This is a genomic window from Sphingomonas sp. PEI4 (assembly GCF_056679955.1).
Genome location: NZ_CM155258.1, coordinates 4,047,466 through 4,069,466, shown reverse-complemented (window position 1 = coordinate 4,069,466; position 22,001 = coordinate 4,047,466). Strand labels below are relative to the sequence as shown.

The following is a 22,001-nucleotide window of genomic DNA, read 5'->3' as shown; positions in this document are numbered from 1 at the left end:
TCGATGCGATCCCAGCGTCCGCTGGGATGACGGATGGGACGCTGAGCGGCTAGAAAGCAGAGCTTAAGCCCTACCCGTCACCCCAGCGGAAGCGGGGGTCTCACGCGTGGCGCGCGTCGTTCGCCACACAATGAGATCCCAGCGTTCGCTGGGATGACGAAGTTCGGCGCTATCGCAACCGCTCGGCGTGCCAGGCGACATGATCCGCCATGAACGTCGAGATAAAATTGTAGCTGTGGTCGTATCCCGGCTGCATCCGTAGCGTCAGGTCGATTCCAGCTGCGTCGCAAGCCTCGGCCAGCAGCGCCGGCTTCAGTTGCTCGGCCAGGAAGCCGTCGGCATCGCCCTGGTCGACCAAGATCTCCTTCACCCGCGCGCCATCCTCGATCAGCGCGCAGGCATCGTAGCGCCGCCACGCCGCCCGGTCGTTCCCAAGATACCCGCCGAGCGCCTTCTCGCCCCATGGGCAGTGCAACGGCGCGACGATCGGGGCGAACGCCGACACGCTCTTGAAGCGGTCGGGATTGCGCAACGCGATCGTCAACGCGCCGTGGCCGCCCATCGAGTGGCCGAAGATCCCCTGCCGCGCCATGTCCGCCATCGGAAACTCCGCAGCGATCAGCGCCGGCAGTTCGTCCTCGAGATACGACCGCATCCGGAAGGTCTTCGCCCAGGGCTCTTCGGTCGCATCGACGTAGAAGCCCGCGCCCTTGCCGAAGTCGTACGCTTCGTCGTCCGGCACGTCGTCGCCGCGCGGCGAGGTATCCGGCGCGACCAGAATCACGCCCAGTTCGGCACACGCGCGCCGATACTCGCCCTTGTCCATGACGTTGGCGTGGCTGCAGGTCAGCCCCGACAGGAACCACAGCACCGGCAACCGCGCGCCCTGCTCATGCGGGGGCACATAGACCGCGAAAGTCATGTCCGTGCCGGTCGCGGTCGAGGCGTGGCGGTACACGCCCTGCGTGCCGCTGTACGCCTTGCTGGTGGAGACGGCCTCCATCACGCGACCCGGTGCAGCGCGCAGATCTTGTTCCCCGACGGATCGCGCAGATACGCCAGATACAGCTTCCGGCCCCCGGTAGCCTCACGCACGCCCGGCGGATCCTCACAGGCCGCCCCGCCGTTCGCGAGGCCCGCAGCGTGCCACGCATCGGCCGCATCCGTCGAGGCCGCAGCGAACCCCATCGTGCTGCCATTGCCGTGGCTCGCCGGCTGCCCGTCGATCGGCTTCGTCAGCAGGAAGCGCCCGCCGGCGTGCGCATAGACCACCCGGCCCCAGTCATCGACGACGCCCTCGGGAACGCCAAGCGCGCCCAGCGCCGCGTCGTAGAATGCCTTAGATGCCGCGATATCGTCGGCGCCGAGCATGATGTGCGTGAACATGGCCCCGCTCCTCAGTAGATCACGACGGAGCGGATGCTCTCGCCGGCGTGCATCAGGTCGAAGCCCTTGTTGATCTCGTCGAGCGTCAGGCGGTGCGTGATCATCGGGTCGATCTCGATCTTGCCGTTCATGTACCAGTCGACGATCTTCGGCGTATCGGTTCGCCCGCGCGCGCCGCCGAACGCCGTCCCGCGCCAGTTGCGCCCGGTGACGAGCTGGAACGGTCGCGTCGAGATCTCCTTCCCCGCCTCGGCCACGCCGATCACGATCGAGGTGCCCCAGCCGCGATGGCATGCCTCCAGCGCCTGGCGCATCACCGTCGTGTTGCCGGTCGCGTCGAAGGTGTAGTCCGCGCCGCCGTCGGTCAGCGCGACGATGTGCTGGACGATGTCGCCCACGTCCTTCGGGTTGGCGAAGTGCGTCATGCCGAAGCGACGCCCCCATTCCTCGCGGTCCGGATTGAGGTCGACGCCGACGATCATTCCGGCGCCCGCCAGCCGCGCGCCCTGGATTACGTTCAGCCCGATCCCGCCGAGCCCGAACACCACAACCGTATCGCCCGGCTGGACCTTCGCGGTGTGCACCACCGCGCCGACGCCCGTCGTCACGCCGCAACCGATGTAGCAGGACGTATCGAACGGCGCGTCCTCGCGGATCTTCGCCACCGCGATCTCCGGCAGCACCGTGAAGTTCGAGAAGGTCGAGCAGCCCATGTAATGGAAGATCGGCTGGCCCTTGTAGCTGAACCGCGTCGTCCCGTCCGGCATCAGCCCTTTCCCCTGCGTCGCGCGGATCGCGGTGCACAGGTTGGTCTTCTGGCTGAGGCACGACTTACACTGGCGGCATTCGGGCGTGTAGAGCGGGATGACGTGATCGCCGACCGCGACGCTGGTCACGCCCGCGCCCACTTCGCGGACGATGCCGGCGCCTTCGTGGCCCAGCACGCTCGGAAACAACCCTTCCGAATCAAGCCCGTCGAGCGTGTACGCGTCGGTATGGCAGATGCCCGTCGCCATGATTTCGACGAGGACTTCACCGAATTTCGGCCCTTCGAGGTCGAGTTCGACGATCTCGAGCGGTTTTTTTGCCTCAAAGGCTACGGCAGCGCGGGTCTTCATGGGTTGGTCTCCTTGATTGCCGCCCTGATGCCCCCCGCGCCCCGGCTCCGCAACCCGTAGGCGATGCAACCAATGACGTGTTCCCGCGCTTGATCCTTTCAATTCAAGGAGATGGCGGCATGAAGGATCCGAAGAAGGGCGACGAGGTCACCTGGAAATCGCACGGCGGCGAGGCGCACGGCACGGTCGAAAAGAAGCAGACCACCGATACGAAGATCAAGAGCCATACCGTCAAGGCCTCCAAGGAGGAGCCGCAGTTCATCGTAAGGAGTGACAAGGGCGGCAAGGCAGCGCACAAGGCGGACGCGCTCACCAAGGCGTGACCACGCGCGCAGTGCCTAACGCACGTGCGCAACAGGAAGGAATGCTTATGGCTACAGCTCCCAAGACCGGCGGCATCCACGCCCCCGTCCAGCCCTCTCCCGAGCTCGGCGAGATCGTCGGCAACGACAAGCTGCCGCGCAGCGAAGTGATCAGCAAGGTGTGGGTCTACATCAAGGCCAACAACCTCCAGAACCCCGAGAACAAGCGCGAGATTCTGGCTGACGAGAAGCTGAAGAAGGTCTTCGGGCGTGACAAGTGCACGATGTTCGAGATGAACAAGTACATCTCGCAGCACGTCAAGGCCTAACCGCCAGCACTGCACGGCAAGCGGCGACGGGGCATCCACAGCGATACCCGTCGCCCTTGATCGAACCCGTCGATGGTTCGGAATACCCAGGATATCGTCGTTGCTCGAACGCTAACGTGCACGACCGGACGCGAGCCCCGAGCTTTCCCACGCTTGATCGTCCCAACCGACCGGCGTATTGCGCCAGCCGATGCCCCCGTAGCTCAGCCGGATAGAGCGACGGTTTCCTAAACCGTAGGCCGCGTGTTCAAATCTCGCCGGGGGCACCATCGCGCAAAAAACAGATCGCGTCCCGGTCCTCGCTCCTGTTCCAGATCACGGCATTCCGATGCGCGGTTTTTAGGGGCGGCGCCCGATCGAAACCAAAAATTATCCGCAGCAGCGCTTTGACTTGATTCCGGATCCGCATCGGCAGGGATCGTTTCGGCCGACCTTCGCGGCGCTCGGCGGGACCGGCGCTATCGAGCCGGGCTCAGCACCGCGCATGCGCGCCGCGTACAGACGCACGATGCTGTCGTTCAGATCAGCCGGCGCCCGGTCATTCACGACGTTGATCTCGAGACTGTCCAAAGGACTCTCCTCGTGGGCGATCGCGATCAGTGAAGACAGGCGGGACAGGGCGTCCGCGGCGTCGAGGTCGTTGCCCGCGGCGATCATCGCCCAGCTGTCCGGGCGCAGCGCCATGGCCGCAGAGAAACCATCGACCCACAGCTCCCAGAGTATTTCGCCGTTGCGTTCGTCGACGTCAAAGATCGGCTGAGGCTTGCCGCGGCCCAGATCGCGGACGATCTCGGTGGAGCGCGCCGTCACCGCATCGACGAACCACTGGACGTCGGCGGGATCCTCGAAGGGCGCGGTCTCGCCGTCATCGACACCCCATATTCCCTGCAGCCATTCGCTGGACGGGATCCGGTCCGGGCAGACGACGATGCCGGTGAGGAAGCCGTCCAGTTCGGTGAGCAGCATCGGCTCGTCGAGAGGAAGATCGGCAAGCGCGCCGTCGAGCCGACGGAAGCGGGAAGGAAAGTGTCTCATTCGTTTCGATCAATTGCGCTGGAGAAGAGGCGCGCATCATAACGCGAACCACCTTGGCCGCTAGCGCTAGTGGATACAGATGAGGTGATCGGCCCGAGTGGCAGGCCGATGACGCGGCGTCTGCGCATAGCCGTTGACGGCCGATGCGGACCCATTAGACCGTGACCATGGGCGCGGCGGAAGAGAGGTCGTCCGATCCGGGCGAGAGGGCGACGATCCTCCGGACGCTGGTCGAGACGTATAGTCGACCGTTAAGCCGGTACTTCAATCGGCGTGTGTCGGCGTCGCACGACGTTCCCGATCTGGTCCAGGAGGTGTTCCTGCGGCTCAGCCGGCTCGCGGACCCGAACGACATCCGCCAGCACGACAGCTTCATCTTCGTCACCGCCGCCAACGTCCTGAAGGATCAGGCGCGGCGCAATCAGGGGCGCGGCGCCGGATTGTCCGATCCAATCGACGATCTTTCCCTCGAGGGTTCGGATTTCGCGCCCGACCGCGTCTTGGAGAGTAGGCATATCGCCGACGCGCTGCGTCGTGCGCTCGCCGAACTGCCCGAACGGACGCGTGACGTGTTCGTGCTCAGGATGCTGGAAGGAATGAGGATGGCCGACGTCGCGCATGCCATGGCGATCTCGACACGTGCCGCCGAAAAGCATCAGGCGCGCGCGTTGGCGCATGTTGCGGAACGGCTGAAGGATTGGCGACGGTGAGCGATCCGGTCATGATCGAAGCGGCGGAATGGGCCGAACGGCTCGACCGCGACGACGGCGGCGCGACGCGTGCCCGGTTCGACGACTGGCATGCGGCGCCCGATCGCGCAGCAGCCTGGGCGGTGGTATCCGAAGCACGGGCAACCAGCGCGACGCTTGCCGACCATCCCGACATGCTGGCGCTGCGTCATGCCGCGGTGGCGCGAGCGGCGCTGGGTCGCGAGCCGCAACGGGTCGCGCCGTGGATGCTGGCTGCGGCCGCCTGCGCCGCAGTGGTCGCCCCGTTGACGCTGTGGCGCTTTGCCGACGATGCGCCCGCCGTGCGGATCGCCGAAGCGCCGGTGTATCGGACGGCAACCGGTCAGCGCCTCATGGTGACGCTGACCGACGGATCGCGCCTGACGCTCGATACCGACAGTCGGGTCCGGATGGCGTATACCGACACCGAGCGGCGGCTGGTGCTGGAGCGCGGTCAGGCGCTGTTCGAGGTCGCCAAGCATCAGGCCCGCCCGTTCGTCGTGACCGCCGGCGCGCAATCGGTGACCGCGCACGGCACCGCGTTCGACGTGCGGCTCGACCCCGGCGCAGTGCAGGTCGCGCTGGTCGAAGGACGAGTGAGCGTCGCGACCAAGGGCGTGCGCGGCAAGCCCGTCGCGATGGTACCCGACGACGTCCTCACCGCGTCGTTCGAGGGCGTATCCGTGCAGCACATACCGGGTCGCGCGCTGGCCCTGTCGAGCTGGAGCGAAGGCCGACTCGTGTTCGAGGACGAGACGTTGCGCCAGGCGGTGGCCGAGATGAACCGCTACGGCGCGCCACGGATTACGATCGCCGATGCCGACGCGGGACGGGTAAGGATCAGCGGCGCGTTCCGGACGGGCGAGGTCCAGCCGTTCCTAGACGCGCTCGAAATGGGCTTTCCGGTGACGGTCGATCGGCGCGCGAACGGCGCCATCACGGTCGCCTCGAAAAAATAATCGACCGGACGGCAAAACGCGGTTCGGGTTTTTCGAAGCCCCGCGTCTTTACCCTCAGATCGACCCCGGCAGAGGGATCGCACGAACAGGGAGGGTTGCATGACATCCACAGGCAGGACCGCGGTATTGCGCGGCATGACGATGACCGCATTGGCGCTGGGCGCGGGCGGCATCCCGATCGGCGTGACTGCGCAGGCCGCGGCCGGCGTCCGGATCGCCCGGCAGGACATGAGCACCGCGTTGCTCGCCTTCTCGCGCCAGAGCGGCAAGCAGATCCTGTTCTCCCCCAACCTCGTCCGCGGCAAGACCGCGCGCGCAGTGACCGGCCGGATGGAGGTCGGCGATGCGCTGACCACGATCCTGAAGGGCTCTGGGCTCGGCCACAAACTGACACCGAGCGGCGCGTATCTGATCGTCGACGGGCAGGATCAGGCGGCAGGCACCACGCCCGCGGCGCCGCAGGTCTCTCCGCCTCAGGAGCCCGCCGATCGGTCCGCCGCGCAGGCATCCGAAGAGCCTGCCCCTGACATCGTCGTGATCGGCACCGCGGGCGCAGGCACCCGGCGTCAGGATGCGGCGTTTGCGGTCACCACGATCGACAGCACGATGGCGCAGCGCCTCGGTACCGCCAGCACCGCCGAAGTCCTTCGCGCAGTGCCGGGCGTCACCACCGAAAGCTCGGGCGGCAAGACCGGCGCGAACATCTTCGTGCGCGGCTATCCGTCGGGTGGCGACGCGGAATACGTCACCTTCCAAACCGAAGGCGTGCCGTTCTTCCCGCCACCGACGCTGTCGTTCCTCGAGAACACGCAGCTGATCCGGATCGACGAGACGATCCAGCGGGTCGAGGCAGTGCGCGGCGGCACCGGCGCGCTGTTCTCGAACGGCCAGCCCGGCCTGACGGTCAACCTCGTCCAGCGCGAGGGCAAGCAGACGCCGGCCGGGTTGCTGAAGCTCAGCGGCACCGATTTCGGCGAGTTCCGCGTCGACAGCTATGTCTCGGGCCCGATCGACGACAGCACGACCTACATGCTCGGCGGCTATTACTCGACATCGCGCGGCATTCGCGACGCGCAGTTCGAGGCGGAGCGTGGCGGCCAGATCACCGGCAATATCCGTCATGACTTCGACAAGGGCTCGATCCTGTTGTTCGGTCGCTATCTCGACGACCGTGGCCAGTGGCTGCTGCCGATCCCGGTGGTGCAGGACGGCGACAAGATCCGCGAATATCCCGGGTTCGATGCCGGTACCGGGACGCTGGTCGGGCGCGACACGCGGATCGGCGTGCGCAACGACGGCAGCCGCGTGGACCTGGCGGATGGACGCAGCGCGAAGATCTACAATCTCGGTGGCAATTTCGATTACGAACTCGGCAGCGGCATCACGGTGCGCGATCGTGGCAGCTGGATGGAGGGCGATGCCGACACGATCGGTCTCGTCCCCGGCGGCACCCCGCCGATCACCGCTGCGGCCTATGCCGCAGGCAGGGGCGGGACGATCGGATCGCTCACCTTCGCGACCGGCGGTGCCGCGGCCTCGCCCAACCAGGCGGTCGTCGAGGCCGGGCTCTGGAGCGTCGAGAAGCACATCCAGGCGTTCGTCAACGATTTCGCGCTGGAGTGGAAGTCGGGCAGCAACACGCTGACCGGCGGCGTCTATTACACGCGCTACAAGTCGCGCGACCGGTGGAACCTCGGCAACAGCATGCTGCTCACCGCCGAGCCCAATGCGCGCCGCCTGAACCTGACGCTGGCGGACGGCCGGATCGTCACGCGCGACGGTTTTTCCAGCGGATCGACGTTCAAGGTCAACGCGCGCTACACCGGCGAGGACGTTGCGGGCTATGCGGTCGACGAGCTGCAGATCACCGACAAGCTGCGCGTCGATGGCGGCGTGCGCTGGCAGCATCACTCGGTCGACGGCACGCTCGAAAACCTCGCGAGCACGGTGCCGGCGGCGGGTGCGGACGGCAATCCGCTGACGCTGTACGACAATGGCGACGCGCAGTTGAACGGCACCTTCCGCACGATACGCTACCGCGGCGACGCGTGGTCGTGGACCGGTGGCGTCAATTACGACCTGACCCGCCAGATCGGCGCGTTCGTCCGCTACAGCCGTGGCAACAGCTTCCCGTTCTTCGACAATCTGCGCGACGGCATCGACGTGGCGCCGCAGGTCGACAGCTATGAGGGCGGCGTGAAGGTCTCGACCGGCATCGCAAACCTGTACGCGACGGTGTTCCACAACACGTTCGACGGCCTCGCGACGACGGTCATCACCAGCGGCGCACCGATCGCGTCGGTCGGCGGCGCCAAGGCGACCGGCGTCGAGTTCGAGGGGCAGTTGCGCCCGTTCGCTGGATTCACGCTCAGCGGGTCGGCAACGTATCTCGACGCCAAATACCGCGACTTCTTCACCGATGGCGGCCGGACCGACCTGACCGGCAACCGGGTTCAGCGCCAGCCGAAATGGCAGTGGCGCGTGACCCCAGCCTATGATCTGGAGCTTGGCGGCGATGCGAAGGCGGGCGTGTATGCGACGGTCGGCTATGTCGGCGACCGGTTCTCCGACGTCCAGAACGCGCAGGTCCTGCCAGGCTATTACAAGCTAGACGCGGGCGTCACGCTGGACGTCACCCGGCAGATCCAGTTCCAGGTGATCGGCGACAACCTGACCGACGAGATCGGGCTGACCGAGGGCAATCCGCGCACACTCGGATCGCAGGGCAGCGGCACGATTTTGGCACGGCCGATCGTTGGTCGCTCGATCCGGTTCGCCGCCGCGTTCAAGTTCTGACCCTCACGCCCTAAGACGGGCACAAACGGTCGATCCCTCGATATGCGAGGGATCGATCGCTCTACCGGGATGTTCGCGACGTGATGAAGTATTTTAGCCGTTTCGCCGCATTGGCATCGATCGCCGCGATGGCCCCGGCGCAGACCGTCCCCTCCCCGCCGGCCATCCTCTCTCCGCCCACCGTCCCCTCTCCGCCCACCGTTCAATCTCCCGCGGATGTCTATGGTGCGCTGTTCCGCGCGGTCCAGCAGGGCCATGTGTTCGCAGACGGCAAGACGTTCGTGGATGCGACGCCGAAGCGCGCCGCCGACGCGATCATGGCCGACTACGCCCGGACCAGGCCCGCCGGCCCCGCCCTGAAGGCGTTCGTACTCGCCAATTTCGTGGTGCCGGGCGAGAATGATCGCGGCTCCGGCAATCTGAGGACGCATGTGCGCAATCTATGGCCGCAACTGGTGCGCCAGCCGGTGGTGCCCGTCGCGGGCAGTTCCGCGCTGCCGCTGCCCGCCCCCTATGTCGTCCCCGGCGGGCGTTTCCGCGAGATCTATTACTGGGACAGCTATTTCACGATGCTCGGCCTGAAGGTCGACGGCCAGCAACCGCTCGTCGAATCGATGCTCGAGGATTTCACCAGCCTGATCGAGCGGTACGGCCATATCCCGAACGGGACGCGGACCTATTATCTCAGCCGCTCGCAGCCGCCTTATTACGCGCTGATGCTCGACCTTTCGACCAACGCCGATCCCGCGGTCGCCAGGCGCCGGCTGGCCGCACTGAAGGCGGAACACGCGTTCTGGATGAAGGGCACGACCTGCCTGACGGGCAGGCCGGCATGCCTGCGCTTGGTGCGGATGCCCGACGGCAGCGTGCTGAACCGCTATTACGATGACCGCGATACGCCGCGTGACGAATCCTATGCCGAGGATGTCGAGACCGCGGCGAAGGCGGCACCCCGCCCCGCGGCCGACACGCAACGCAACCTGCGTGCAGGTGCGGAAAGCGGGTGGGATTTCAGTTCGCGCTGGCTCCGTGATCCGCAGTCGCTCGCAACGGTCCACACGACGGATATCGTGCCCGTCGATCTCAACAGCCTGGTGTGGGCGATGGAGCGCCGCATCGCCGAGCGATGCCGAGCCGCGGGCGACGCAGCCTGCGCAACCGAATTCACAACGCTCGCGACGAAGCGCAAGACGGCGATCGATCGTTACCTCTGGCAAGCCACGACGGCGCGCTACGCCGATTGGGACCTGTCGACGCGCAAACCCACCGTCAGCGTCAACGCGGCGATGCTGCACCCGCTGTTCGTGGGGCTCGCGTCGCCAATACAAGCGAAGGCTGTCGCGGCTACGGTGCGCAGATCGCTGGTGGCGGAGGGCGGATTGCGGACGACCACGCTGAACACCGGGCAGCAATGGGACGAACCCAATGGCTGGGCGCCGCTGCAATGGGTGGCGATCGCCGGGCTGGAGCGGAACGGCGAACCGGCGGTCGCGAAGGATATCGCCAGACGCTGGCTCGGCACGGTGGGCGCGGCCTATGCCGAAACCGGCAAGATGCTCGAGAAATACAATATCGAACAGCGGACGCCGGGCGGTGGCGGAGAATATCCGGTGCAGGACGGCTTCGGGTGGACCAACGGCGTAACCAGCGCGATCCTCGATCGCTATCCCGATCTGGCGGCGCAGGCCAAGTAGGCCGCAAACTCTCACGGTGGTTGCCTACACTGCCGGCAGCCACATATGAGCCAGCGATGTCAGATTTCCCGACCGAGACCCGAACCGACGCGCTGGCACCCGATTTCGTGGTCATCGACGTCGAGACCGCGTGCTCGCGCGTCAGCAGCATCTGCCAGGTCGGGATCGTCGGCTTTCGCGACGGCTGCGAGATCTTCGAATACGAGACGTTGATCGACCCGCGCGACGAATTCAACGCGTTCAACACGCGGATCCACGGCATCGCCGAGCATCATGTCGTGGGCAAACCGCATTTCGGCGACGTCCACGCTATCGTGCATGGGCATTTGTCGGGCCGCACGACGGTGGCGCATTCCTATTTCGACAAGGGCGCGCTCGCCGCCGCGTGTCGCGTGCACGACCGGCCGATGATCGAGACACGATGGCTCGACAGCGTGCGCGTCGCGCAGCGCGCCTGGCCCGATCTGGCGAGCCACAGGCTGGGCCTGCTCGCGCAATATCTGGGAATTGCGCACAAGCATCATGATGCCCTGAGCGATGCGCGCGCCGCCGACTGGGTGATCGTCAAGGCGATCGACCATACCGGCATCGCACTCGACGAATGGCTCGCGCCGCCGCGCAAACCGGGTCCCGCCCCCCGGCCCGCGCCGACCGGCCCGCTCAGTGGCGAGCGCATCGCAATCCTGGGCGAGCCTCGCGATGGCCCCCTCGCCTGCCGAATTGCGGCGCTTGGCGGCCGGATCGTGTCCGCGGTCGGCAACACCACGACGGTGCTCGTGATCGCCGGGCGTGCGCCATTCACATATTCGATCCGCAACAGCGGTGCGTATCGCCGGGCAGAGCAATATCGGCGGCTCGGCGGCACGATCCGGATCGTCTCGGAGCATGAATTCGGCTTGCCTGACGTCACGCCGGAAGTCCTGATCGCCTAGTCGAGCGCGCACTCGGAATGCAGCGTCGTGCCGACCACGTCACGCGCCACCGCAGCGAGATGGGCGTGATGCGTGAAAAACAGCACCTGAGTCGATTTGGCGAGGTCGGCCAACACCTCGAACCCGGCGCGCGACCGATCGTCGTCGAAGTTCACGAACAGATCGTCGGCAAGGAACGGCAGGCGCACGCCGTTGGCAACGGATTGCTCGACCGAGGCGAGGCGTAGCGCGAGGAACAGCTGGTCGGTCGTCCCTTCGCTCATTGCGCCGACATCGACGACGGTCCGGCCGTCGTCGCGCAGGCCACCCAAGCGCGGGGTGCTGCCGTCGAGATCGACGCGGAGCTGCACGTAGCGGCCGAGCGTCAACGTGCGAAACACCTCGCTGGCGCGGGACAGCAACGGATCCTGGCGGCGCTCACGGTGGCGCTCCATCGCCCAGCGCAGCATCACCGCCTCGGTTCGCTTGAGCAGATACGCCTCGGCCTGCGCGCCCATTTCGGCCCGCGCCTGCTCGGCATCGGCGAGCGCGTCGGATGCGGCCCCGGGCTGGCCTTCGAGCGCGGTGAAGCTGCGTCTGGCATCGCCCGTCGCGGTCGCGGCGGCGGAAATCCGCGCATTCAGCTCGGAGATCTCGTTCGCCAGTGCATCGGCCCGACCGGCCACGCCGTCAGGGTCCTGCGCCTGCCACGCCGCAACCAGATCGAGCAGCGCATAGCCGTCGCCTTGCGCAGTCACCGTCCGCTCGATCGCGTCGCGTTCCTCGCCCAGGCGTCGCGCGGCGCGAGAGGCCTCGATCGCTGCGGCGACGTCGCCCCGTTCGTCCAGACCGAGCTCATCGCGGATCGGTGCGACGATCGCGATCGCGGCAGCATGATCGGCGGCGGCGGCATCGACCTCACGCTGGCGACGGTCACGTTCGACGGCGAGGTCGGCGAGTGCGCGGGCGGTCTGGCGCGCGGCGTCCAGTCTTGCCAGCAAGGTCGAGGCGGTCGCCGAAGCATCCTCGGCAGGATCGACCCCCAACGGGATCGCCAGCGCGGCCACGTCGCTCGCGAACCGCGCGGTATCGACGTCGATACCGTTCAACCGCGTATCGAGATGCGCCGCGGCATCGAGTTCGCTGCGCAAGTCCTCGAAGGCGACCAGCCGCGGCTCAGATGCCTCGATCGCCAGCGTCAGCCCGGTGTCCGCCAGTTCTGCGTTCCAGGCCCGCACCGCGTCATCGAGATCGCCGGTCGCCTGCGCCTGGCGCCGGCGTTGTTCCGCCAGCGACGTCTCGACCTGGCGCAGCTCGGCGCGATCGTCCCGGAACGCCTGATCGCGGGCCTCGCCCTCGTGACGAAGCGTCTCGGCTCGCGAGAGTAACGGCGCGAGGAGCGAACCGTCAGGCAGCGGGACGAGGCTCTCCGCCATCGCAGCGGCAAGCACGGCGCAGGCATCGCTCCGGCGCTTCTGCTCGATTGCCGCGGTATCGCGCGCCTGGACGGCCTTCGCCTCGGCATCCAGCACGGCTGTACGATCGCCAAGCCACGCGCGAAGGGGTATCGGGTCGAGCGTCGGCAATCCGGCATCGGCGAGCCGCGCGTGCCATCCGGCCTGCGCCGCCGCCAGCGCACGGACCGCAGCCTCGCGCCGATATCGCGCCTGTTCGGCCTGCAGGCGTAGTTTCGCATCGCTCGCGTCGAGGTTCGCGAGGCGCCCGGAGGCTTCGGCGAGGATGAACCGCCGGTCGGCCACGTCGTCCGCGCCGATCACCGCACGCTCATACGCGTCGCTGGATCCGACCGGATCAGGCAGCGGCGACAACCCGCGCAGGTGATCGCGCAGCTCGTGCCATTGCCGCTCGCGCATCGACCGTGCGTCGTCGACCACGTCCGCCGATATCGCGCCGCTGCGCTCGGCGAGTTCGGCACGTTCGAGCAGAAGCGTCTCGCGCTCCTGATCTAGCCTGACGATGGTTGCCGCCTCGTGGTCCGCCTGCGCCTGATGTCCCGCATGCGCCGCCTGTGCGCTCGCAATCTCGGCCTCGGCGATGCCCGGCAGGCGTACCAGAGCGTCGACCGTCCCCGGCCACGGCAGCAGCCGCGCCATCGTATCGCGCACCATGTCCTCCGCGCGCGCCACGGCGCGGTCGGCTGCTGCACAGCGTTCGTCGACATCGCCCCCGAGACGCCGTGCGGCATCGACTGCGGCAACCAGCGTGGGCAACGTCTCGCTCAGCGTCGCGTCGGCGATCCGGTCGCGCAACGGTCGTTCGCGCGCGACGAGATCGGCGATCGTGCCGTCCAGCGCGCGCACGCCCGAGGCCGCATCGGCATGCGTACGCGCGATCTGTCGCAGGCGACCGACCACCAGCCGCGACGGTGCCATCGCCACCGTGCCACCCAGATCACGGTGCAGGTCGGCGATGCGGACCTCCTTTGCGCGGCGTTCGACGACGAGCCGGGCGCGGTCGTGCATCGCCTTGTTCAGCGCGCCGCGTCGTTCGCCGAGCGCATCGATCGCGTCGGCAACGGCCAACGTCTCGACGTCCGGCTGGAGCTGCGCGGCACGGTCCTGCGCATCGGCGACCAGCGCCGCCGCACTCTGCCTGAGCCGATCCGCGGTGTCGGCCGCAGTCAGCGCAGCGAGCGCGGCGGCTTCACGCTGCGGGGACAGGACCACCGTCGCCGCATGGTCCCCCAGCGCCGCGATCAGTTCTTCCCGGCGACGCAGGCCCGGTCCGACGCGTCGCAGCCGTTCGACACCGCGGTGCTCCGCCCCGAGCTGGTCGCGCTGGCGTTCGAGGTCGAGCAGTTCGGTTTCGCTGCGCTGGAGGGCCGCATGCGCGTCGACCCAGGCCTTCGGCTTCAATTCGAGATCGCGCACGGCACGGCGGCTTTCGGCCAGCGTGCGCTCGGCGGCGGTGTAGGTGCGGCTGGCCTTGGCGCGCTTGCCCCAGATCGCATCCGCCTCCTCGTCGAGCGCGGCGAGCGTACCCGCGACGCCCGTGAGCCCGGAACTTGCCGCGAACAGCGCCTGGCCGACATCGTTCTTCGCGGTGACCATCGCCCGGCCACCGTCGCGCAACCCCTGCTGGTCGAGGCTGAATGCGAGGCGGAACGTGTCGCGCGTCTGGCCGCGAAGCATCGCGAGCAGGTCGCCCTCGTCGATCGGCTGGTCGTCGGCATCGACCAACGTCGCGGTATCGCGCTTGCGACGCCGGCAAAACAGCGTCCGGCCCTCGTCTTCGAGTTCGGCGCCGACGCGCAGGAGGGCGTTGTCGAACCGGTAATTATACGCGGTGCGCCGGGCGAAGCCGAACAGCAGGTCGGACACCGCGGCAAGGGTGGTCGACTTGCCGGCCTCGTTGTTGCCGTAGACGATGTGGAGGTCGGGCGCGCCTTCGCGGAAATCGAGCGCGCAATCCTCGAACCGGCCATAGCGTTCCAGCAGCAGGCGACGGAACCGCATCAGGCGTCTCCGGTGCGCGCGAGCCGCGCTTCGAGCGCGACCGCGGCCGAGGACAGCAACCGCGACCAGTCGCCTGCCGAGGCCGCATGACGCAGTTCGTCGGGATCGGCCGGACCTATCGCCGCGGTCGTGGTGAGGAACGGCGCGAGATCGGCGGCCAGCAACGTCGCAAGCTCAGGACTTTCGTGCGCTTCGGCGAGCAACGCGAGAAACTCGTCGCCGACTTCCACGGTGTCGGTGCGCGGCGCCGTCACACGGACCGACAGCTTCTCGATCCAGAGGTCGGGTGAGATCGCCGCCGCATGCGCGCGGGCATCGTCGCGCAGTGCCGTCGCGCGGTCCGCCAGCATCCCGGCAAGCGCCGTTTCTCCGCTGAGGATCACGCGTGCGATCACCGGCCGGCCGTCACCTGTGGCATGCGCGCGCGCGAGCGCATCGCGGATACCCGACTGGACCACGTCGAGATCGGCGACAGCGCTGCAATCGACCTCGGCACGGGCCCAGCGCAACACGTCGAGTTCCACCGGCGTAATCGCGGTGATCGCCCGGTCCTGCACCTCGACGAGCACTACGCCCTTCGGCCCGGTTTCGCGGATCGTGCGGCCCTGGAGATTGCCGGGGAAAATCACCGGCGGGTCCTCGCACACGCGCTGATAGTCGTGGACGTGACCGAGCGCCCAATAGTCATAGCCGCGAGCACGCAGATCGTCGATGCTGCACGGCGCATAGCGTTCGTGGTTGGCATGGCCGGTCAGCGAGGTGTGCAACATGCCGATGTTGAAATGATGCGCGACCGCCGCGGGATAGCCGAGCGCGATGTTGTCGGTGACGGCGGCGTTGGCAAAGCTGTGCCCGTGGATCGCCACGCCCAGCGCATCGATCACATGCGTCTCGGCGTGCTTCGTACCGAAGCGGTGGACATTGGCGGGCCACGGTACGCTGCGGGTCAGCACCGACGCGGCGTCGTGATTGCCCGCGAGCAGGTACACCGGGATGTCCGCCTCGTTCAGCCGTCCCATCGCACGCGCGAAATACAGGCCGGTGCCCATGTCGCGCCAATCGCCGTCGAACGCATCGCCGGCGATGAGGACGAAGTCGACTGCCTCGTCCACGGCAAATCGGATCAGATTGTCGAAGGCATTGCGCGTTGCACCGCGTATGTCGTCGGCGGGAACGCCGTCGTAGCGCGACAGGCCATGCAGGGGGCTGTCGAGATGAATGTCGGCAGCGTGGACGAAACGGAAATCAGCCATGTCCTTTCGTTATCGGGCAAAGCGTGCAAGCTGTGAAGGCTCTTGAGGACTGCAATCATGTCAGAAACGACCGATACCGCCGCCATGATCGCGCCCGCTGCTGCCGCCACCGCGGATCGCGGCGACGTTACAGCTACCGCGGATCGTCGCGACCTTGCGATCGACGCGGTCATCGCGCCGAAGGTGAGTTTCGCGACGCACCAGAATGCGGTGCCGGTGTTGCGCGAATTGCGGGTCGTCAATTTCGGCGGCGAGGCGGTCGAGAACATCCAGCTGACGATCGAGGCGGACCCGCCGATCTTCGCGCGGCACGAATGGCGGTTCGACCGGATCGTGGCCGGCGGCGAGGTGCATGTCGCCAAGCGCGATCTCGAACTCAATGCCGGGCTGTTGCTGCAACTGACCGAGGCGATCCGCACGACGGTCACCTTGCGTGCGCTGGCCGACGACGGAACGCTGCTCGCCGAACGGCAGATCGCGGTCGAAGTGCTTGCGCGCAACGAATGGGGCGGCGGCGCGTCGATGCCCGAACTGCTCGCAGCGTTCGTGCTGCCGAACGATCCGGCGATCAACCGCGTGCTGAAGGCAGCGAGTGACGTGCTGCGCCGCGGGGGCAAGCGGGACTCGCTGGAGGGGTATCAGTCGAAGTCGCGGACCCGCGTGCATGAACTCGCCTCGGCGATCTGGTCCGCGGTCGCTGGTTTGCGGCTGACCTATGCCGAACCGCCCGCCAGTTTCGAATTGCAGGGACAGAAGGTGCGCAGCCCGTCGGCGGTGCTGGACGGTAGCCTGGCGACGTGCCTCGATACCGCGTTGCTGTTCGCGGCCGCGCTGGAACAGGCCGGGCTGTATCCGGTGCTGATCCTGACCGAAGGCCACGCGTTCACCGGCGTCTGGTTGCAGCCGCAGGAATTTGCGACGCTGCTCGTTCCCGACGCGGCGGCGCTGCGCAAGCGGGTCGCACTTGACGAACTGATCGTGTTTGAGACGACGCTGGCGACCGGTGCGTCCCCGTCCCCGTTCTCGCGCGCGCTGGCCGATGCCCAGCGGAAGATCGGCGAAGACAATGAAGCGCGGTTCGTCAATGCGCTCGACGTCCGCCGTGCGCGGATGCAGCGGATCCGACCGCTGGCAATCGCCGATCAGGGTGCGTCGTCGGCCTTCGAGACCGTGGAGCCCGACGCAACCGCACTCAACCTCGAAGCAGGCCCTGCCCTCCCCGACTTCGATCTCGCCGAACCCGACCTGCCGCCGACCACCGCGGAGGGGCGGCTCGAACGCTGGCAACGCAAGCTGCTCGACCTGACGACGCGCAACCGGCTGTTGAACGTGAAGCCCGGCGCGATGGTGATCCGGTTGCTATGTCCCGATCCGGCGGGGCTCGAGGATGCGCTGGCAGAGGGCAAGAGCTTCAAGATCGTCGGCGCGCCCGAACTGGAAGGCGCGGCAGGACGCGACGCCGGCTTGCACGCGCAACGGACCGGCGAGCAACTCGACCAGGCGTATGCGCGCGATGCGCTCGATCGCGGCGAGATCCTATCGCCGTCCGCCACCGACAAGCTCGATGGGCAGCTGGTCGAGCTCTACCGCAAGGCGCGGCTGGACATGGCGGAGGGCGGCGCCAACACGCTGTTCCTCGCGGTCGGTTTCCTGACGTGGAAGAAGTCCGCGACCGATGCGAAGAGCTACCGTGCGCCGCTGATCCTGCTCCCGGTCAAGCTGGAGCGGCGCAGCGTGCGATCGGGCGTGCGGCTGGTCGCGCATGAGGACGAACCGCGCTTCAACCTTACGCTCTTGCAGATGCTGCGACAGGATTTCGAGCTCGACATTCCCGAACTGTCCGGCACGCTGCCGACCGACGCTTCGGGCGTCGACGTGGCGCGGATCTGGACGATCGTCCGGCGTGCGGTGCGCGACATGGCCGGGTTCGAAGTGGTCGAGGAGGTCGTGCTCGGCGCGTTCTCGTTCGCCAAATACCTGATGTGGAAGGATCTGGTCGACCGCACCGATGCGCTGAAGACCAATCCGGTGGTTCGCCATCTGCTCGAGTCCCCGCGCGAGCCCTATGCGTGCGACACCGTGCCACCGCGCCCCGAAGCGCTCGACGCGGAAGTGGTGCCGGCCGATCTGTTCACGCCGCTGCCGGCGGACTCGTCGCAGCTTGCCGCAGTGGTGGGGTCTGCGCGGGGCTGCGATTTCGTGCTCGATGGGCCGCCCGGCACCGGCAAGTCGCAGACCATCGCCAACATGATCGCGCACAACCTCGCGCTCGGGCGCAAGGTGCTGTTCGTCGCCGAAAAGCGCGCGGCGCTCGAGGTCGTGCACCGGCGGTTGGTGGCGCACGGGCTCGGGCCGTTCTGCCTCGAACTGCACAGCAACAAGGCGGTGAAAGCGGACGTGCTGCGACAGCTCGATGCCGCCTGGTCGACCAGCGAGGCATCGAGTGCCGACGTCTGGCAGCGTCGCGCCGACGATCTGAAGGCCACGCGCGATCGGCTCAACCGGCTGGTGTCCGCGCTTCACCGGCGACGTCACAACGGGCTTACGCTGTATGCCGCGGTCGGCCGTGTCGTCCGGGACGGCGGGGGCAGCGCGGGCAGCGCGCTTCGGCTCGACTGGCCGACGGGCGTGCAGCATGACGAGGCGCAACTGGAGGCCCTGCGCGAAACCGCACGACGGTTGGACCTGCAACGCCCCGCAGGGCTCGGCGAGGCGCGGACGGCGTTTGTCCATGTCGGCCGCACCGAATGGTCGAATGGCTGGCAGGCGGAACTCGTCGCTGCCGCCGATACGCTGCGAACCAGAGCCGCCGAGACCGAGATTGCGCGCGCGGCCTTTTCGGAGGCGATCGGCACGACGCTCGATCGCGACGCGCGGGGGCTGGCGGCGACGGCGCGGCTTGCGGCTGCGCTGTCGGCGAGTGCGGGGCTCGATCTCCGGTTCGCGTTTGCGCCCGATGCCGCGCGAACGATCGGCCATGCCCGCGAGGCCCTGCCGTTGATCGCCGCCTATCGCGCGGAGGCGGCCAGCCTGTCCGTACCGCTCGACGACGCGACGATCGCCGCGCTGCCGCTGGCCGAGCTGGAAACCGCCTGGACGACCGCGAACGAGTCGATCTGGCCGCTGTCGGTCTTTCGCCGCAAGGCGGTGGCGCAGCGTCTTGCCCCTGGCGGTGGGGCCGACGTGGCGGAGGACTTGCCTCGGATCGGGCGGCTTCAGGACGTCCTGGCGAAACTCGATCCGCTGTCGAGCGTGGCGTCGTCCGTTCCCGGCTGGTCCGGTGTCGATACCGATGACGCACGCGTCACGCATCTGCTCGACGCAGCGGACCTGATGCGGACGGCGATGGTCGGTGCGGCCGAGACGCCCGAGCAGTTGGTGACGCTGCGTACGGCGATGCGGACATTGTGTACCGATGCCAACGAATTGCTCGGCCCCGATGCGGCGATCGGTCGCGCGGGCGCCGTCTACCGCACGGCTCATGCCCGATTTCAGGAGGCGCTGGGTGGCTTCGAGAGAATTGCAGCGTCGCCGGCGGCGATCGACGCGCCCGACCTGCTCGGCGAAGTGCAAGCGGTCGCCGCTACCCTGATCGCGCGCGCCGGGCAGCTGAACGCCTGGGTCGCGTGGTGCCGGGCGCGAGCGGCGGCGCATGATGCCGGGCTCGGGCCGCTGATAGCGGCGATCGAGGCGGAGACCGTCCCCGCGGGCGGCGCCGTCGATGCGTTCGATCTCGCCTATGCGCGCTGGTGGGCCGAGGCGACGATCGATGCGGAACCGGTCGTGCGCGACTTCAACCTTGCCGAGCAGGCGGACACGATCGACCGTTTCCGCGATCTGGATCGCCAGTTCGCGGAGTTGACCCAAGGCGTCATACGCGCACGGATTGCCGGCGGTATCCCTGCCAAGGATGCCAAGACGCAACCACCGGGCTTCGGCACGCTGGCGCATCAGTTGAAACTCCAGAAACGCCACAAGCCGGTGCGGCAGCTCGTGGCCGAGATGGGCCCGGCGCTGACGACGCTCGCGCCGTGCCTGCTGATGAGTCCGTTGTCGGTTGCGCAGTTCCTGCCGGCGGACGCAGCGCTGTTCGACCTCGTGATCTTCGACGAAGCCTCGCAGATCACGCCGTGGGATGCGGTCGGTGCGATCGCGCGCGGGCGGCAACTGGTCGTGGCGGGTGATCCCAAGCAGATGCCGCCGACCAGCTTCTTCGACCGCGCCGCCGGCGCCGAGGAGGATGACAGCGAGGTCGAGACCGACCAGGAGAGCATTCTCGAGGAATGCCTCGGCGCACGCCTGCCGCAACGCCGGCTGACCTGGCATTACCGCAGCCGTCACGAGAGCCTGATCGCATTCTCCAACCATCGCTATTACAACGGCGATCTCATCACCTTCCCCGCACCCGTCACGCGCGACACCGCGGTGTCGTTGCGATCGGTCGCGGGCGCGTGGTCGCGCGGCAAATCGCGCACCAACCAGATCGAGGCGGAGGCGATCGTCGCCGAGGTGATCGCGCGTCTGACCGATCCGGACTTCGTCGACGAGGCCGGTCGCCCGCTGACGATCGCGGTCATCACGCTCAACGCCGAACAGCAGAAGCTGATCGAGGATCTGCTCGACCGGGCACGCAGGGGAAGGCCCGAGCTGGAACGCTTCTTTGCAGAAGATGCCGCCGAGCCGGTCGTCGTCAAGAATTTGGAGACGGTGCAGGGTGACGAGCGCGATCTCGTGCTGCTTGGCATCGGCTATGGCCCCGAGACGCCCGGTGCCCCGGTGATGGCGATGAACTTCGGGCCGCTCAACCGCGAAGGCGGCGAGCGGCGGTTGAACGTCGCGATCTCCCGCGCACGCCGGGAGATGGTGGTGTTCGCATCGTTCCCGCCCGGCCTGATCGACCTCAACCGGACCAATGCGAAGGCGGTGCGCGACCTGAAGCACTTCCTGGAATATGCCGAGCGCGGCCCACGCGCGCTTGGCGAGGCGGTGATGGGATCGGTAGGCGGGTTCGAATCGCCGTTCGAATCGCCGTTCGAACAGGCGGTCGCACGCGGGCTCACGGAGCGCGGCTGGACGCCCGTCCCGCAGATCGGCGTCTCGCGCTTCCGGATCGACCTTGGCATCGTCCACCCCGATCGGCCCGGTGATTTTCTTGCCGGTGTCGAGTGTGACGGCGCCTCGTACCACAGCGCCGCGACTGCGCGCGACCGGGACAAGGTGCGTGAGGCGGTGTTGTCGGGGCTGGGCTGGTCGCTGGTCCGGGTCTGGTCGACCGACTGGTGGATCGATGCTGAAACGGCGCTCGATCGCCTCGATGTCGCGCTGAAGGTGATGCTCGACCGATCGCGCGCGGATGCCGCGGTTGCAGAGCAGGCGAAGCCGGACGTTGCTGCGTCCTCGGCCGTAGATACGCCCCTCGCCGATCCCGATCCGGACGTGGAGGATGTGCCGCCCGTTGCCGACATCCTGCCGCTGGGGGGCACGTATCGCGCTACCCGATTTGCCGAGATCGGCGTATCGATCGCACCCGACCGGTTCCAGGACGCCGACTATACCGGCACGCTGCGGAGCATGATCGCGCACGTGATCGCGCAGGAAGCACCGATCCGCGACGACCTGCTCGTCGACCGGATCGCACGGGCACACGGTTTCAAGCGGACCGGCCGGCTGATCCGCGACCGCGTGATGACGCTGGTGCGCGGCGCGGCGTTTGTCGAGACGGAGACGGGCGGCGGGACGGAGGCGGGCGGCGCGAGCTTCGTCTGGCCGGATGCGGCGTCGGCGAACGATTGGAATCAAGCCCGCTACCCCGCGACAACCGACGACATCCGCCCGATCGAGGACATCGCGGCACGCGAACTGGGCGCAGCGTTGCGTGCATGTGCCGGCGACGATCCGCCCGGCGAAGCGGCGCGCGCGTTCGGGCACAAGCGGATCGGGACGACGACCCGCGATCGGCTGCGGCGATGTACGCCCGCCAAGGGGCATCTTGCGGAGTGAGGTCCGCACGTCCG

The 22,001-nt window shown here is 67.6% G+C and carries 14 protein-coding genes and 1 tRNA gene; 9 read left to right on the top strand and 6 right to left on the bottom strand.

The genetic code is table 11. The features are described 5' to 3' along the window. Window positions 1-169: 169 nt before the first annotated feature. The 3 genes from fghA to AC1MLZ_RS18780 are packed head-to-tail and all read right to left on the bottom strand — an operon-like array spanning window position 170 to window position 2,504. Window positions 170-1,003: an S-formylglutathione hydrolase gene (fghA, locus tag AC1MLZ_RS18790; protein WP_480959818.1), complete on the bottom strand. Its 834-nt coding sequence runs from the start codon at window positions 1,001-1,003 to the stop codon at window positions 170-172. After that, window positions 1,003-1,386 (bottom strand): VOC family protein, encoded by a 384-nt coding sequence (locus AC1MLZ_RS18785; protein WP_480959817.1) that lies wholly within the window; start codon window positions 1,384-1,386, stop codon window positions 1,003-1,005. The genes fghA and AC1MLZ_RS18785 overlap by 1 nt, the downstream gene beginning before the upstream one ends. 11 nt (window positions 1,387-1,397) lie before the next feature. After that, on the bottom strand, window positions 1,398-2,504 hold the full coding sequence (locus AC1MLZ_RS18780; protein WP_480959816.1) for an S-(hydroxymethyl)glutathione dehydrogenase/class III alcohol dehydrogenase: 1,107 nt from the start codon (window positions 2,502-2,504) through the stop codon (window positions 1,398-1,400). A 119-nt stretch (window positions 2,505-2,623) separates the two neighbouring features. Here AC1MLZ_RS18780 and AC1MLZ_RS18775 point away from each other — a divergent pair, with 119 nt between their 5' ends. The 3 genes from AC1MLZ_RS18775 to AC1MLZ_RS18765 all read left to right on the top strand — a co-directional run bounded on the left by AC1MLZ_RS18775 (window position 2,624) and on the right by AC1MLZ_RS18765 (window position 3,404). Then, the gene (locus tag AC1MLZ_RS18775; protein ID WP_120299952.1) at window positions 2,624-2,827 is read left to right on the top strand and encodes a hypervirulence associated TUDOR domain-containing protein; all 204 of its coding nucleotides are present in this window, start codon (window positions 2,624-2,626) and stop codon (window positions 2,825-2,827) included. A gap of 47 nt (window positions 2,828-2,874) precedes the next feature. Continuing rightward, window positions 2,875-3,135, top strand: a complete 261-nt coding sequence (locus AC1MLZ_RS18770) for an SWIB/MDM2 domain-containing protein (RefSeq protein WP_056411383.1) — start codon at window positions 2,875-2,877, stop codon at window positions 3,133-3,135. A gap of 192 nt (window positions 3,136-3,327) precedes the next feature. Then, window positions 3,328-3,404: transfer RNA gene (locus AC1MLZ_RS18765), tRNA-Arg, on the top strand. 100 nt (window positions 3,405-3,504) lie between these two features. Here AC1MLZ_RS18765 and AC1MLZ_RS18760 read toward each other — a convergent pair. Further along, complete coding sequence (locus AC1MLZ_RS18760; RefSeq protein WP_480959815.1) at window positions 3,505-4,101, bottom strand: UPF0149 family protein; 597 nt, start codon at window positions 4,099-4,101, stop codon at window positions 3,505-3,507. Window positions 4,102-4,337: 236 nt separating this feature from the next. Between AC1MLZ_RS18760 and AC1MLZ_RS18755 the strand changes: the two genes are divergently transcribed. The 5 genes from AC1MLZ_RS18755 (at window position 4,338) to AC1MLZ_RS18735 (ending at window position 11,279) form a co-directional block, all read left to right on the top strand. Further along, on the top strand, window positions 4,338-4,880 hold the full coding sequence (locus AC1MLZ_RS18755; protein WP_480961609.1) for an RNA polymerase sigma factor: 543 nt from the start codon (window positions 4,338-4,340) through the stop codon (window positions 4,878-4,880). Next, the gene (locus tag AC1MLZ_RS18750) at window positions 4,877-5,857 is read left to right on the top strand and encodes a FecR family protein (protein ID WP_480959814.1); all 981 of its coding nucleotides are present in this window, start codon (window positions 4,877-4,879) and stop codon (window positions 5,855-5,857) included. Before AC1MLZ_RS18755 ends, AC1MLZ_RS18750 begins: the two co-directional genes overlap by 4 nt. Window positions 5,858-5,956: 99 nt before the next feature. Further along, on the top strand, window positions 5,957-8,653 hold the full coding sequence (locus AC1MLZ_RS18745; protein ID WP_480959813.1) for a TonB-dependent receptor domain-containing protein: 2,697 nt from the start codon (window positions 5,957-5,959) through the stop codon (window positions 8,651-8,653). Between the two features lie 83 nt (window positions 8,654-8,736). Further along, complete coding sequence (treF, locus tag AC1MLZ_RS18740; RefSeq protein WP_480959812.1) at window positions 8,737-10,347, top strand: alpha,alpha-trehalase TreF; 1,611 nt, start codon at window positions 8,737-8,739, stop codon at window positions 10,345-10,347. A 56-nt stretch (window positions 10,348-10,403) separates the two neighbouring features. Then, window positions 10,404-11,279 carry an exonuclease domain-containing protein gene (locus AC1MLZ_RS18735; protein ID WP_480959811.1) on the top strand — a complete coding sequence of 292 codons (876 nt, stop codon included), beginning with the start codon at window positions 10,404-10,406 and terminating at the stop codon, window positions 11,277-11,279. Here AC1MLZ_RS18735 and AC1MLZ_RS18730 read toward each other — a convergent pair. Beyond that, window positions 11,276-14,734, bottom strand: a complete 3,459-nt coding sequence (locus AC1MLZ_RS18730; RefSeq protein ID WP_480959810.1) for an ATP-binding protein — start codon at window positions 14,732-14,734, stop codon at window positions 11,276-11,278. The two genes, AC1MLZ_RS18735 and AC1MLZ_RS18730, sit on opposite strands and share 4 nt — an antisense overlap. Then, window positions 14,734-15,987 carry a metallophosphoesterase family protein gene (locus AC1MLZ_RS18725; RefSeq protein WP_480959809.1) on the bottom strand — a complete coding sequence of 418 codons (1,254 nt, stop codon included), beginning with the start codon at window positions 15,985-15,987 and terminating at the stop codon, window positions 14,734-14,736. Before AC1MLZ_RS18725 ends, AC1MLZ_RS18730 begins: the two co-directional genes overlap by 1 nt. Before the next feature lie 57 nt (window positions 15,988-16,044). Here AC1MLZ_RS18725 and AC1MLZ_RS18720 point away from each other — a divergent pair, with 57 nt between their 5' ends. Continuing rightward, window positions 16,045-21,987 carry a DUF3320 domain-containing protein gene (locus AC1MLZ_RS18720; RefSeq protein ID WP_480959808.1) on the top strand — a complete coding sequence of 1,981 codons (5,943 nt, stop codon included), beginning with the start codon at window positions 16,045-16,047 and terminating at the stop codon, window positions 21,985-21,987. Window positions 21,988-22,001 lie beyond the last annotated feature (14 nt).